We start from the raw sequence: 14,031 nt of genomic DNA, 5'->3' as shown, positions 1-14,031 counted from the left end.
CCACCAACTGGCTGAGCCCCGATTAACGACCCTTTGGGCCCGGGGCACATACGAGAAGGGGACCATTATGGTCAAACTTAGCGTGTCAGCCAGCTGGTAAAGCCGCCGAGGTTTCAGTCGAAAATTCGCACTGAAGCTCGGTCTGCCTGTCGGATTGCTGCTGACAGTGCTTACCGCCATCAAGCTTTTCTGACGGCTTGCAACACTAGGGAAGGGGGGCGCTAGCCCCCCTTTTTTGTGCTGTTGAGGCTGGCGCTTGTGCCTTGTAGGCGAGTGGATAATGACGCCTCTGCAGCGGTGCTCAACCTTTGTACCAGCGCTCAATCTGCAGAAGCTTTGGCGTAGAGCAGGACCGCACGCCCTTCTTGGTTGGTGTACGTGATTGGCCCAAAGACGTTCTCCACAGCGGTACCTGCGGGAACGGCAAGCACTTTGGCATCCCCCAAACCGAGTTCAGAGTATCCGCGGAGTTTTTCGATTAGCTCGTCCACAGTTAGTGCACGGTCCATACGCGACTCCAGAAAAAAATGATTCGCCAATGAAACTTGCGCCTGGCGTAGCTCGCCGGCGAATCAGGCGATGATCCTAGGCTGTCTTACCGATTGAGACTCCCGGCGGTAGCATCGCAAGCATGCCCTTCACCCTACCCGAGCAATTGGCCTGGCGCCAGTTCGGCAGGCACATGTTGGTCCTAGAGCCCCCACGGCTTCATAGTGGGGGGGGGCGTGAACCGCGAATGGGACGGCCGCTGGCGGACCACCGTTGCCCAGCACCGGGAGGGCCCGAAACAGCTGCACTCCCCGGCCAGCAGCCAGCGCCAGGTGCAGTACTTCGTCGGCCGGTGGACGGCCGCCAACCTGCCCGCCATCCAAGAGGAATGCCGGGGCAGAGCAGTCTGCACGTGGGCATGAGGCCCACCGCTGGTGATCACCCCCTTCCGCCGGGATTCGACCCCGTCACTTTCCGGCCCGGCAGAAGCGTCGAAGCCGGCATAAGCCCCAAAAATCTGAGGATCCGGCATGTGCTATTTCGCCTAGTTCTGGGCCAGCCAGCTGAAGAACTCCTAGTCGCATAAACCAAAGCGCTAAAGATTCAGTATATTTCCGGGCGCCATATAGAACACGTGCAAGAACCCCTTGGAATCATCGCCCATAGATTGAACATGAGCACCATTATCGTCCCGCTGCTGAGCCATTTAGCATGTTCGGATACACCCAGTAGGCCCTTCTTTTCCTCGCCAGGCACTAGTTTCCCATATTTAGGGTCGTTCACCAGCAAGGTCGTCGCCGCCCGGCGCAGGTGCTACCTGGGGCGAGCTCGCGGGACAGGCAGCGTGGATGCAGCCAACTGGGCGGCTCGGCTTCGCGCAAGATCGTGTTAGCCAGCGTGGGAGCTCTAGGCGCAATTGTGCCGGGCCGGCCCATAATAGAGCCGCACAGCGGATTTCGTAATCGAGGCTAGCTTCGCGCGGCCGGCATTAGATCGACGTAGACGCGGTCAAGCTGTCCAATTCCGCGTTGATTCGATCAACAAGTCCATCCCTACGGGCAATCAGCTCTTTCAATGACGCACGTAGTTGCTGCGCCTGTCGCTCAAGCCCCACGTGGATGCCCATTGGGGGACGAGCATTCGGATTGGGGCCGACCAATTGCTCGACCTTCGCCTCCAGTAAGTTAATTTCGGCCCTCAGAGCACTAACGTCCTGGTTCACGGAGGCCAATACTCCGCCCAACGCGCCAATACGTGCAGATCCTTCTGAAAGCCGCACCTGCCGCTCGTGCGACAATGCGGACTTACTAAGTTCCTCCTGCACCCTCACGAGCTCTTGCCGCTGCAGAAGAACTGACCGCGTCAACCAATAAAATGCGAGGAATGCGATCAAAGGATTCAATAGCCCACCAACATAATCGCCGAACTGCCCCCATACCTCGGGATCATCTGCGCGATGTCCTCCTTCAAAAACCCAGAAGTACAGGGGATACGCCGCAATCGACAAAGAAATAAGTGCAACAGCGAAGTAGATTGATCGACTGACCTGGCGATCCAGGTCTTTGGCTGAAATATCCATGATCGTCCGTCCAAGTCCTTGTTCATAATTAACCGTCTTTTCGAAAGCCCATACTTAAGCGGAACGCGATTTCAGCGTATGGCCCCTTCCCTAGCTGAATGCGTGAGCATTCTCACTAATTGCGACGTCTAGCGGTAGCGTCGTCGGCATGCCCTTCACCCTCCCCGTAACGCTCATCTGGGGCTAGGCCTCAACGAAGGCGACGAGTTCGTCCTGGCGATCGTAAAGTGGAGCATGAGCTCAAGGCGGCCAGCGTGCGAGTCAAACTGGTCGAGTCCGGCCACGGACGTTCCACGAATTTCGCCGCCAACTGCCAGCAGCGCATGCAGGGCCTGATTACGAAGCCCCACGAGACCTTTGCCCATGAAGTGTTCACGGAATTCGGCCGGCTCTCCGCGGTGACATCCGCGACGGATGTCGCTGACGGCGTCTGGCACGCCACAACGCCCCTCCAGCCGGTTGCATTTCCCAGCGGATGCTGACGCCGTGGCACTGACACGAGCGCCTGACGGCAGGCGTCGCCGCGGCCTGAGAGGCCGCCGATGCCTCAAGCGCGCGCACCGAGTATAGAACCACCAAGCCGGCACGCATCAACTCAGTCCTGCGCTTCGAGCACACGCGCCAGTTGCTGGTCTTATAAGCCCAGCAGCCGCAAGATCAGCTGTTTCTTGAGCCCGTAGGCATGTTCGATTAAATTCTTGTAGTCGGAGGACTGGCGGTCTTCAAAGCGGCTTTCGTGGTGTCGCAAGAATTCGCTAATCCAACTGTCGTTGCCATCACGCTGCTCATCGAGTGCACGCAGCTGCGCCAAGTGTTTGTCGAGCTCTAGCTCAGGCTGGCTGGAATGGCCGGACTCGATGCGCCGATTGATGACTTCTTGCAGCTCCACATGCCCGGCTTCCGTTGAGGTGGTTCCCATCCGAACGTAGATGGCGCCGGTACGAAGATCTTCGGCCTTTTTCAACGCTAGAAACGGAAGATGCTTGGGTGTGTCTTCGACCAACAGCACCTGAAAGGACTTGCCCACCAGCATCTCATACTCCGACGCGGCGAAAGTGAAGTCTAGGATTTCATACTCTAAAGCCTTAGGAAGGTAGGCACTCAAGGGCGGAATCAGTTGTGCCTTGTCTTTAATGGCAGCCATGCCGCCAGCAACTAATGAGCCGTTAGCCTCCTGTGTTACGCCTACGACCAATGCGCCACCGCCTGAGTTAGCCAGGGCTAGCACGTGGCGGGCGAGCTTCTGGAGTACTGGCCAATCGGCCTTGAAGTCGAGGTAGTCGGTCTCGCCCATATTTCGGCGCAGCAGCTCGCGCAACGCTTCGCGCGTGGGCTCGGCAAAGAATCGCGCGAAGGCTTCGTGCTGTTCTTTCAGGATCACCATCGACTATAGATCTCAAGGAGACAGATTCGGGACCAAAGGTAAAAAGGATCGACGCGAGCAGACCGCTCGTTACTCAGAATTATCCACAGTTATACGCTTACTCGCATGTCTGTGCTAAGGCTTCCATTGCGGGTTTGACTCGCTACCGAGTCGTTCGGCGTGGCCTCCTTCGGCGCATTAAGCCCTAGTCACGGAAACAAGACATGCACGCTACGCTTAGTCTCAGGTTATGTCCGCCGACGCCCCCGCCCCGCCGCTTGTCGGCGGCCAGGGCCGGGCGTAGCGTCTCCCGAATCCCCCCGTGTCGGGCGCCCGCGGCGATGAAAGCGCTGACCTAGGCCACGTTGGCCGAGCTTGCCCGCGCCGGCGCCGTGCGCGGCTACACCCTGCACGGCCGCGCCGACGGCTACGTCCTGTCGGTGCAGTACGGCCTGCACGAGGCCGTGCTGACGGCCAAACGCGGCGGCGCCCGCCGCTTCGCCCGGATCGACACCGCCCTCGCCCTGCTGCGGACCCTGCGCGCGGCCGCGGTCGAGGTGCGCATCGCCGACGCCGCGCCGCCCCCGCGCCCCTACCGCCGCGGGCGCCCCGCCGGCCTAGCCGCGCTGGACCGGCTCCACGCCGAGGCTGCCCCGCCCCCACCGGCCGCACACCGCGCGCCCGATCGCCGCGCGGCCCCCAGCCCTGAGCTCGCCGCGATGCCGCTCTCGATCCGTCGCGCCAAGGCCCGCGCCGCCGCCCTGCTCGATGCCCTCGAAGTGGGTGAAACCTGGGACGCCTCCGATGCCGAGCGTGCCTTCAGTTTCGATCGCCACTGGGCTGTGCTGGTGACCCGGGCGCCGCGGGGTTGCGCGGTCATCTGCTGGACCTGGGACGGCAGGTAAGGGACAACTCGCCGACGTTCGCGCGGCTCCATCGCACGTTGGACTGGCCCGGGCGCTGACGACCTACGTGCACGTCTTTAGAGGCGCAAAAGCGACGACGCGCGGGCAGCGATGCGACGTTGTAATGCAGGTCGGGCGCCAAGCGGCGGAATAGCTAAACGTGATCCGGCGTCACAACCGGCCAGCCTACCCAGCCTCACTTTTAACAACAGCAATCTTGATGTGGCTACCTTGAACAGGCTAAAGCTATCCTTCTATTCTGCTCTAGCCCGAATGATCAGCGGACCAATCTGGTCGATAGATATAGGACGCTCGTAGGGGACAAACGAGCACTCAGGGAGAAGTTGATGCGCTCAGCAATTCATCTTCCAGTCGTCGAACGGCTGCGAGTACTGAATTACCCGCTGTATCCAGGCTCGAACAAGCAAGGCCTAGACTTGGCTTTCGACAAGGGCGTTTCGGTCATTGCCGGCATCAACGGCATTGGCAAAACCACCTTGCTGAATCTGTTATTACGTATGCTAGTGGGTCCAACCAATCCCGCCAAGTCTGCCCGCGACATGGGCCTAGTTAGTAGCCGAAGCCTTGTCACAGCCAAAAAATTTGGTTTCTTTCAGGATAGGGCTGGGGTTGTACTACAACCTAACGCTACAGCCACATTGACATTCCGGATTGGTGGAAAACAAGTCACCGTTACCCGTCGCCTGACCAATCTGGAAATCACAAAGCTCCTGATCGGCGGCAGGACCGTGGACACACCGGATCCCCAGGGCTTTCTCGCCTTGATGGCCGAACTGTCGGGCTTGGCGAACGCATACGATTTCCACATGGTCGTACGCTACGTTCAGTTCTTTACTGAAGAGCGGCTTCCACTGCTGTGGTCGCCGACCGCGCAGCTTGAGCTGTTCAAGATGCTTTTCGTCGATGAGAAGATCGGCCAAAGTCTAAACAAGCTCTACTCTGACATCCAGGGCGTTGATACCGATTATCGAAACCGCACGTATCAGTACAACCAGCGTAAGGACCGGTATGAACTGGCTCGGGCACAGAACCGGATTGAGAACGTCGATCTGGATGATGTTCGTGGCAAGCTCGCGGCGGCAAGTGTTGAGCTGCAAGAAATCAACCGTAGCTACAAGACAGCCAACGACCATGTCACCAGCCTAGTGAGTCAGCGAGAGGAAATCGATCGCAGAATCGAATCATTGTTAATTTCTCTGGATCAAGAGACTCACGCCTTCCATCATCAGGATGCCGCCTTTATAGCTCAGGCCCTTCCCAGTTTGGACGATAAGTTCCAGATGCTCATGCAAGGCTTGGGATCAAATCTAGGCTGCTTTGTCTGTGGCAAGGGCGGAAAGCGCGAGGTAGAAAACATAAGCAAGCGACTACGTGAGCAGCATTGCTTCGTGTGCAACACCTCACTTGTAAAGACAAAAAACAGCAATGTGGTTCCGATAACCGCCAAAGTGCTGCAGAAGATCGAACAGAAGGTCGAATCATTGCGCTTGGATATAGGCGCCCAACAGAGGTCGCTACAAGACCAAGACCAAGCCTATGCGGCAGCATTGACTAATATAAGACCCATCGTAGCAAAGCGTCATGAGCTGATGATGCGGGTAGAGCAGCTCAATGCTCAGCTTCCCGTTGCCTCTGATGACGCTCAGACCCCACTTCTAGCCGACCTAGAGGCGGAGCGGCTGGCACTGGACGCACTCGCCGAGAAACGCGCGGACTTGGGTGTCAAGTACAAACGGCAGATCGATAAGCTCACCTTAGAGATGAGTGCATTAGAGAGTGATCTTGGGAACCGTCTGCAGCGTTACGCTGAACAGTTCCTTCATGAAAGTGTTTCGGTAAAGTTCACGCGCAACCATCGGTTCAAGGTCGCAACGGGCGCGGCGCAGGTAAATCTACCTACCTTTCGCATCGCGATGACGTCTAGCACCCATCTGGCTGTACACGATCGCTTCACTGCAACAAGCGTGTCCGAGTCTCAAAAAGAGTTCCTGGATCTAGCATTCCGTATGACGCTGCTGGATATGGTGGCTGATGACGGAGCCACTATGCTCGTAATGGAAACCCCAGAGGCCAGTTTGGATTCCTGGTTTATGGCACGTGCCGCTCAGATGATCCGCAAGTTCTCACCCGAGGAAGGGAAGCGATTGCTGATCGCGACCTCTAACGTAAATGGGACAACGATGATTCCGGCCCTGCTGGGACTGGTGTCCAACAAAGGTACCGTGCGAAAACTGCCTAAAGCCAAGCACAGTCGCTTGATCGATCTAATGAAGCTTGCCGAGGAACCCGGCGTTCTTAAGGATGACGAAGCGAAGCAGAAGCTCTCCAGCGAGCTGAGGAGCTACCTTGGCAGCTAAGCGCAAACCGATCACCGTGGCCGATCATGATCGGCTCTTCTTCACCCGATGGGTGCTATTCCTCCTTGTTGCTAACGAGGCTGCTGGGCTTCCCGAAGTATCGCGAGAGCGGTTACACGCCTTGCTCTTCATGTCATTTGCATCAAGTCGTTACTACGCCATCGACCCATTGAGGCAACGCGCTAGGCGTACACCCCAAGGGCCCTACTACCGCCAGGCGCACGTTGCGCTAGGAGGTTTGGTGATGGGGGGGATGGTATCGGTGGGAGACTTCAAAGCGCATCCAGCACTGAGAGATCTTCAGTTTGAAGGCTACTTCCGCCCTACTTTGAAGGGACTAGAGGTGGCGCGCATCATGCGTGAAACGATCACCGGTGCCCGCCTATATCGCTTTCTCCTCGACATGTGCTTGGCGGCCGCCTCAGCAACCCAACACGTTGGCGTGATGGCTCAAGCGGAAAGCGCCCTCGACAGCATCTTGAGTGCGGATCTGACATATCGCAGGGCATTGAAGCGTCTTGGCGACTCGTTGGAGCTTCAGGAAGTCCCTGGTGAACGAACGCCTACAGTGGAAGGGCTGAGCACGATCCAGGAGCGTCTGGATCAGCAAGGAGCCTACAATCGACGGGACGTTGTAGCCGCTTATCAGTCGTTACTACTCCGCCGTAGCGCGCAGGTGGCCTGATGGCAAGCAACGATAGCGCAGTTGAAAAGATCTCAGAAGATGAACTGCAAACACTACAGTCGGTTGAGGCAACACCCTCAGGCGACCCCGCTCTGCGGTTCATCCAGCACTGCCAGAACTGGTTCGAAGACTGGCTCACTGCAAATAAGAATCCACTTGAGAAAAGTGAGATCAGCCCTAATCAGATTGTGATGTTCGTATTTAGCGAAGCACCGGATATTGAACGGCCCCGCCTCAGTGGTCTTGAGATGCAGTGGTGTCGATTCTTTTCTGGTGCACATGACCAACAGACTCAGGGTTTGATTCTGGGCAATGAGAACTTCCGTGCAGCTTATACGGTGCGCCCTTCCATCAGCTCGCTACAGAACGCATTTGCACTAGCCGTAGACCATCTGAGTGCGAACGATGTATTTGTTATCGCACAGCTATCCCAGAAACGCATGATGTACCATCTGCCCGGTGCTGATATCGAGGATTGGTGCGCGAATCCTGTCGTCTACGATTCTCGCCTATCTGAGGAGCCACTATCCGCAAAGCGGATCGAAGACGATGTGCTTGAGTTCCATAAGACCAGCTTGCTTTATGCAAAAAACCCAATAGCAAAATTTGTGTGGGTGGGCAAAGAAGATCCGTACAAGCTACAACCCAACCCCGAACAGCGCATTCAAAGCTACTTAATCATCTATCTCGGCGCCTCTTATAAGCATCTTCGGGGGATCGTCGACGAAGAGCTCGTTGGAAAGGGAGGGCGGTGTGATGTCAGGGTCATGTGGCCCTCGCAACCGGGCACACCGTTCCAGCCTTACACTACGACCATGCTTGAGTTAAAGGTTCTGGTTGAGGGTGCGGGCCCTACCTACCATAGGCAATGGATAACCTCGGGCATCAAGCAGGCGAATGACTATCGGCGCAGCGACACAGAGGCCGTTTACACGTGCGTCTTTGATGGGCGCAAAGATCGTACCGATGAGATGAAAGATCTGGATAAGCTGGCTGATGACCAGAACGTACGCCTGCGTCGTTACGCAATGGAGGCCCCAGTCGACGCAAAGACTAAATCGGCCACAATGACCGGTATAGGGAAGGGCAAGAAGGTCGACGCCAAGACGAGCAAGAAGGGCAGAAAAAAAGCCGCGAAAAAAGCAGCAACGAATAAGTAGCGCCCTTCATCGGGACCACGCCACGTCAAGTCTGCTTTCTCCTGCCGCATTAGCCTGCCTTCCGCAGCACCAGCAGAGATTCGGCAAGCTGGTGCTGACCGCCTTGCTGGGCTGAGGCGCGCATCGAGCGAAACGGCTCAATGTTGATTACCTGATAACCCAACATCGGGGCGTAATCGGCCAGGATGCGCGCGACAGGGATCTGGACTCCGGCGTAACGACTGTCGCCTACGACTGCCCAGACTTCGCCACGCGGGGTCAGCCGGTTTCCTACGCGACCAAGGACCTTGCACATGTCATGGAAGTAGTGACCGATCATGTCTGGAATCCAAGGAGACCACAGGTTGTCGCGCTCTCGCTGCAGCTTACCCAGCGCCCTAGCAAGCCGAAGCGAGCCGGCAGGTGCCGGGAGGTACTCCCGCTTTAATTGCACATGGGAGCACAGCGTGGACTTGCGGAGCTTCTGATTGCTATCGGCGTTATTCAGATAGCCCAGCATCCAAAGCTCCACGTTGTAGACGTCGGTATAGTCGAAGGAGTTTGGATAGGGAGGCGAGAAAACCGCAAGATCTGACGGCGGTGCTTTGGAAAGCTTGCGGAGGCAGTCGCCGCGTAGCACCGTGTGGCCACGATGCCGGCGATATCGATGCTCATGGATCTCCGTGATGGCAGCTTGGCAGCGCTGCTTGAATAGCATATCTACCATCTCGGGTACCGTGCGACGCTCTTCCCAGCCACGCCGATAGCGACGCCCTTTGCCATTGATGACGACATTGCTCACGGCCACAAGCATTCCGCCAAGTAAGACGCGGAAGAGTCTTCGATGCTGTACATTCGGTAGTGTGTCGATGGCTTCCAGGTGACAAGCTATACGACGAGCGACGGTACTATTAAAGACCCAGCGTTCGATCCTTGCCGATTCGATGAAGGTGGCGGGAAGCTTGCCAAGTCGACGCACATCGCCGGCCTTACGAGAGGTGATCGCCAAGATGCGACGAAAATCCTGCGCTAAGAGATCAGGGTTGTATGCACGCAATTTGGCTTGGATGAGATCAGCCAGGTAAGGATTGACCTCAATGGTCGTCGGCGAGATGCCGAGAAACTGGCTGGCCAGTGCGGTGGTACCAGAACCCCCAAATGGATCAAGGCATGTCGTAACCGGGCGATGACTTTCGCGTACCGCCCGCGCCACCACTTCAGGCGCGAACGCCTCCTTGAAGTGGTGCCATTCCTGGAAGGGCAAAGGCTCTGCGCCAGCATTGCTCCCGATGGAGACAATCTTGCGCTGACGAGTCCACGCCTCAAACGAGACGTATGGGTCGGAATCAGCAGTCGCACCGAGTGAGGCGAGTTCCATTCAGGCTCCTTCCTTATGCGGTTGCAAGTATATGTGCAAATTTGCATACTTTCCACATGAACCGCGAACGCGCCATGGAATTCTTGCACAAAGCCATGGAACTACCTGGAATCAATAGATCTTCTATTGGCAAAGTGCTGCAGATAGACGCGTCGCAGGTGTCCCGTATCGCGGCAGGTCGCTTCACTAAGCTAGATGGACACGCACTAAGAGTGTGCAAATATGCACAGTCATTGGTGGAAGGTGCGCATACGCACGCCGACGGAAGTTTCTCCGAGCTGGAGCGAAAGCTCGCCCGACTGTCCAGCGTGAATCCCGATGTCGCGCGAGCGGTCTCAGATCTGATCGACGCGCTGGCCAAGGACTGAGACCTGCCGTGCTCCCGTAGCTGGAGCTTAGAAGAGTTGGCCGCCCTGCCTGGCAAATGGAACCGGCACTTCGCAGAATTCCACGTTATGTTCCGGGAAGACCCATTCCCCGGCGGCGAGCCGCAGTCCGCTCCCCCTACGCCTAGCATGATCGTACGATCTTCGCGCAGGTGCTTGCACAGTTTGAGTTCTAGCGCTTGAAACTTCTCGTCATCGCCCCACGCTAGGTTTCGCGGCGCTAGCGGAGCGTCATCGCATCGGGCCGCAGCCTTGATCGAGCTAACGAATGCACGCCGCCCGCGTCACTCCGCCGGTGCGGCCGGATCGAGCAGATCGCGCGAACCCGCGCCAGCCTCGCCGGCGCGCAACAGATGCTGGCGGGTGCGCTCTGGCGCACCGGGACGGGCCGCCGCGGCCGGCGCCGGCGCGGCCGCATCGGCCTGCAATGCTGCGGTCGCGGCGCGCAGCGCGGCGCTGCGCACTTGGTCGATATCGCTGCGGCCCTGGTCGATCCAGCCGCGCACGCGCACGCCGGCCTTGCCGTCGCCGCTGGAGACCAGCAAGACCTCGGCGTCGGGCTCGCGCAACACGCCGTCGACCGCTTCCACCCGCCTTCGGATCCGCGCCTGCGTCGCCTCCAGGGCGCCGTCGAACGGCGCGCTGAGGTCGAACTCGAAGCGCCGGCTCGGGTTCTGGCTGAAGTTGAGGATCACGCTCTTGAACACGATCGCGTTCGGCACCCGCAGCTGGTTGCCGTCCAGGGTCATCAGCACGGTCGCGCGCGCGGTCATCGCCATCACCAGCCCTTCGTGCTCGGCGATGCGGACGTGATCGTGCGGGCGGAAAGGTTGGCGCAGGCTCAGCAGCACCCCGGCGATGTAGTTCTCGATGATGTCCTTGAACGCGAAGCCCAAGGCGATGCCGACCACGCCGGCGGTGCCCAGCAGCGCGCCGACGATCGCGGTGGCGTTCATCAGCTGCAGGCCCACGGCCAGGCCTAGCAAGGCGCAGCCGCCGCGCAGCGTGGTCGCCAGCAGGTTCTTGAGGAACGGGTTGGCGCCGGCCAGGCGGTCGATGAGCGCACGCCGCGCCAGCCATCCGCCGAACCACCATGCCGCCAGGGTCAGCAGCAGCGCGAGCAGCAGCAGCGGCGCGGCGGCGACGAACCGGTAGAGCTCGGCCAGCAAGCGCCCGCGCACCGCGCTCCAGTCGAACGACGCCGCCGCCGGCACCGCCGCGGTGGCCAGGATCGACGCCGCGGCCGCGCCCGTCATCGCCCTGCCCTCACGCCTTCAGACCGCGCAGGTGCAGATGGTTCCAGGCCAGCCGCACGACCGCGCGCGCCTGCTGCCAATCCAGCCGGCTGAGGCCGCGGGTGCGGCGGTAGCAGGCCTCAAGTTCGTCTTCCATGTCGTCGATGCCGCGGCCGCGGCTGCGCATGAAGGCGTCCATGCCGAGCTTCACCGCCGGCTCGTAGTCGCCGTAGCGCAGCGCGCTGCCGCCGGGCAGGCCGCGGTAGTGACCGCGCCAATAGCCCAATTCCGACTCCATGTCGATCACCTCCGGCGCCATGGGGTACACCGATGCGCGCAGTTCGTCGATGCTGTGCGCGGCCTGCGCCACGCCGTCGCCGGCGGCGGTCTGGCCGGCGCGCTGCGACAAGCCCGGCCCCAGCGGCACGGCCGCCGGCAGCGGAATGAAATCGTTACGATCGAGCGGCAGCCTGTGCATTGAGCCTTCCTCGGTGACGCAGCCGATGCAGGAATGCGCGGCTCGCCACCAGGACCACGCAACTCCCGTGCCAGCCGCGCCGGCGGCCGCGCATCGCCATAAAAACTTGCGCGCCTACCGGGCTCGCGGGTTCGCCGCGGCCGGCGCAGCGAAACGTGACGGCGCAAATGTTTCATCACGCGCGAATCATTTTCCGCCAACATTCGCTTAACCGGCGCGGCGCTACGGTGCCCTGTGAGCGTCCCGCGCCCTGTCTCGCGATGGCTCAGCGCCCAGATTGGGCCAGCACCCAGACAGGGCCAGCCCCCAAACAGGGTTTCCCCAGACAGGATCGCCAGCCCGTGCCCAACGACCTCGCGTACACCGGTACGCCGGCTTCGCCCGCCGGCGCCGCGCCGACGGTGCTGATCGTCGACGACGACCAGGACTTCGCCCGCTCTGCCGCGGACTTCGCCCGCTCGCACGGCTACACCCCGTATCTGGCGCATTCGCTGGAGCAGTCGCGCGGGTTCGCGCAACTTGCGCTGATGGACCTGCTGCTGCTCGACCTCGACCTGCCCGACGGCAGCGGCTTCGAACTGCTCGACGAAGACGCCTTGCCCGAGTCGGGCCAGATCGCCATCGTCACCGGGCATCCGTCGGTGGAAACCGCGGCGCGCGCGGTCGCGCGGCCGATCATGGAGTACTTGGTCAAGCCGCTGGTGCCGGAACAGTTCGGCGAATTGCTCGACCGTGTCGCCGCGCGCGGACGCGAGGAACGCGCGGCCGATCCGCTCGGGATGATCGGGCGCTCGCCGCCGATGCAGCGGCTGGGCGCGGACCTGCGGCGGATCGCACCCTGGACACTGTCGGTGTTGCTGAGCGGCGAAAGCGGCACCGGCAAGGAACTGGCCGCGCGCGCCCTGCACCGCCTCAGCGGCCGCGGCGGCGCCTTCGTCGCGGTCAACTGCGGCGCGATCGCGCCGGACCTGCTCGCCAGCCATCTGTTCGGCCACGAACGCGGCAGCTTCACCGGCGCCGCGGGCCGCCACAGCGGCTATTTCGAGCAGGCCCACGGCGGCACCTTGTTCCTCGACGAGATCACCGAAATGCCGGCGGCGCTGCAGGTCTACCTGCTGCGCGTGCTCGAATCCGGCACGCTGACCCGGGTCGGCGGCGCCGGCGAGATCGCGATCGATGTGCGCGTGGTCGCCGCCTGCAACCGCGATCCGCTGCGCGCGGTCGAGGAAGGCGCGTTGCGCGAAGACCTTTACTACCGCCTCGCCGACGTGCACCTGGACCTGCCGCCGCTGCGCAGCCGCAGCGGCGACGCCGTGCTGATCGCGCACGCCACCCTGGACGAGCTCAATGCCGAGCACGGTGCGCGCAAGCGCTTGGCCGCCGGCAGCGAGGGCGCGTTGGCCGCGCATCCCTGGCCCGGCAACGTGCGCGAACTACGCAGCGCGGTACGCCGCGCGTTCCTGACCGCGCCCGGCGACGAAGTGCGCATCGTGCCCGGCGCGCGCCGCCTGCGCGCCGCCGCCGAGGACCCCGGCACGGTCCGCTTCAGCGTCGGCATGAGCTATGCCGAGATCGAGCGCGAGATGCTGCTCAAGACCCTGGCCCACTTCGGCCAGGACCGCACCCGCACCGCCCGCGCGCTCGGCGTGAGCGTGCGCACCGTACACAACCAGATCGCGCGCCTGCGCGAAGCCGGTTGCGAAGTGGATTGAACGACCCGGACCGAGCGAGGTGGACTAAGCAGGTGAACGCACACGATCCCGAGCGGCCCGATCCGAAGTCCGGCGCGCAGCCGCCCGCGCCCGCCGAACAGGCGGCCGCGCCCGCGCTCGACCCCGCGCGCTGGATCCACCGTCTGCGCAACGAACTCAATACCGCCAGCATGGCCTGCGCCGCGGCCCAGGCGGTGCTCGCCGGCGGCGCAGTGGTCAAGGCGCAGGAAAACCTCGAACGCGCGCGCGGCGCCTGCGCGCGCGCGGCGGCGCTGCTTGAGCAGGCGCCGCCGCGCGGCTAGCC

The 14,031-nt window shown here is 60.9% G+C and carries 13 protein-coding genes; 8 read left to right on the top strand and 5 right to left on the bottom strand.

The features are described 5' to 3' along the window. Positions 1-1,477 precede the first annotated feature (1,477 nt). Positions 1,478-2,068 carry a hypothetical protein gene (locus tag RDV84_RS13015; RefSeq protein ID WP_309153647.1) on the bottom strand — a complete coding sequence of 197 codons (591 nt, stop codon included), beginning with the start codon at positions 2,066-2,068 and terminating at the stop codon, positions 1,478-1,480. Between the two features lie 254 nt (positions 2,069-2,322). Between RDV84_RS13015 and RDV84_RS13010 the strand changes: the two genes are divergently transcribed. Further along, on the top strand, positions 2,323-2,550 hold the full coding sequence (locus RDV84_RS13010; protein WP_309153646.1) for a hypothetical protein: 228 nt from the start codon (positions 2,323-2,325) through the stop codon (positions 2,548-2,550). A 152-nt stretch (positions 2,551-2,702) separates the two neighbouring features. Here the strand turns inward: RDV84_RS13010 and RDV84_RS13005 are convergent, their stop codons facing one another. After that, a complete protein-coding gene (locus tag RDV84_RS13005; RefSeq protein ID WP_309153645.1) occupies positions 2,703-3,452 on the bottom strand; it encodes an AlbA family DNA-binding domain-containing protein in 750 nt (249 codons plus the stop codon). A 344-nt stretch (positions 3,453-3,796) separates the two neighbouring features. Here RDV84_RS13005 and RDV84_RS13000 point away from each other — a divergent pair, with 344 nt between their 5' ends. The 4 genes from RDV84_RS13000 (at position 3,797) to RDV84_RS12985 (ending at position 8,559) form a co-directional block, all read left to right on the top strand. After that, positions 3,797-4,336: a hypothetical protein gene (locus tag RDV84_RS13000; RefSeq protein ID WP_309153644.1), complete on the top strand. Its 540-nt coding sequence runs from the start codon at positions 3,797-3,799 to the stop codon at positions 4,334-4,336. A gap of 347 nt (positions 4,337-4,683) precedes the next feature. Continuing rightward, on the top strand, positions 4,684-6,714 hold the full coding sequence (locus RDV84_RS12995; RefSeq protein ID WP_309153643.1) for an AAA family ATPase: 2,031 nt from the start codon (positions 4,684-4,686) through the stop codon (positions 6,712-6,714). Further along, positions 6,704-7,399 (top strand): hypothetical protein, encoded by a 696-nt coding sequence (locus RDV84_RS12990; protein ID WP_309153642.1) that lies wholly within the window; start codon positions 6,704-6,706, stop codon positions 7,397-7,399. Before RDV84_RS12995 ends, RDV84_RS12990 begins: the two co-directional genes overlap by 11 nt. Continuing rightward, on the top strand, positions 7,399-8,559 hold the full coding sequence (locus tag RDV84_RS12985; protein WP_309153641.1) for a hypothetical protein: 1,161 nt from the start codon (positions 7,399-7,401) through the stop codon (positions 8,557-8,559). Before RDV84_RS12990 ends, RDV84_RS12985 begins: the two co-directional genes overlap by 1 nt. 49 nt (positions 8,560-8,608) lie before the next feature. Here RDV84_RS12985 and RDV84_RS12980 read toward each other — a convergent pair whose 3' ends face one another. Next, complete coding sequence (locus RDV84_RS12980; RefSeq protein ID WP_309153640.1) at positions 8,609-9,916, bottom strand: hypothetical protein; 1,308 nt, start codon at positions 9,914-9,916, stop codon at positions 8,609-8,611. Positions 9,917-9,972: 56 nt separating this feature from the next. Between RDV84_RS12980 and RDV84_RS12975 the strand changes: the two genes are divergently transcribed. Then, positions 9,973-10,284, top strand: a complete 312-nt coding sequence (locus tag RDV84_RS12975; RefSeq protein WP_309153639.1) for a hypothetical protein — start codon at positions 9,973-9,975, stop codon at positions 10,282-10,284. A gap of 302 nt (positions 10,285-10,586) precedes the next feature. On the opposite strand, the gene RDV84_RS12970 is transcribed toward RDV84_RS12975, so the two are convergent. Both RDV84_RS12970 and RDV84_RS12965 read right to left on the bottom strand, forming a co-directional pair. Then, complete coding sequence (locus RDV84_RS12970) at positions 10,587-11,558, bottom strand: mechanosensitive ion channel family protein (protein WP_309153638.1); 972 nt, start codon at positions 11,556-11,558, stop codon at positions 10,587-10,589. Positions 11,559-11,568: 10 nt separating this feature from the next. After that, positions 11,569-12,015 (bottom strand): hypothetical protein, encoded by a 447-nt coding sequence (locus RDV84_RS12965; protein WP_250449484.1) that lies wholly within the window; start codon positions 12,013-12,015, stop codon positions 11,569-11,571. Between the two features lie 341 nt (positions 12,016-12,356). On the opposite strand from RDV84_RS12965, the gene RDV84_RS12960 reads away from it, so the two are divergent. Beyond that, positions 12,357-13,727: a sigma-54-dependent transcriptional regulator gene (locus RDV84_RS12960; protein WP_309153637.1), complete on the top strand. Its 1,371-nt coding sequence runs from the start codon at positions 12,357-12,359 to the stop codon at positions 13,725-13,727. A 32-nt stretch (positions 13,728-13,759) separates the two neighbouring features. Beyond that, positions 13,760-14,029: a hypothetical protein gene (locus RDV84_RS12955; RefSeq protein WP_309153636.1), complete on the top strand. Its 270-nt coding sequence runs from the start codon at positions 13,760-13,762 to the stop codon at positions 14,027-14,029. Positions 14,030-14,031: the final 2 nt, after the last annotated feature.

This window comes from Lysobacter yananisis, from assembly GCF_031199375.1.
GTDB lineage: Bacteria > Pseudomonadota > Gammaproteobacteria > Xanthomonadales > Xanthomonadaceae > Lysobacter > Lysobacter yananisis.
Note: the sequence above shows the minus strand (reverse complement) of the source record. Positions and strands in the feature narration are given on the sequence as shown.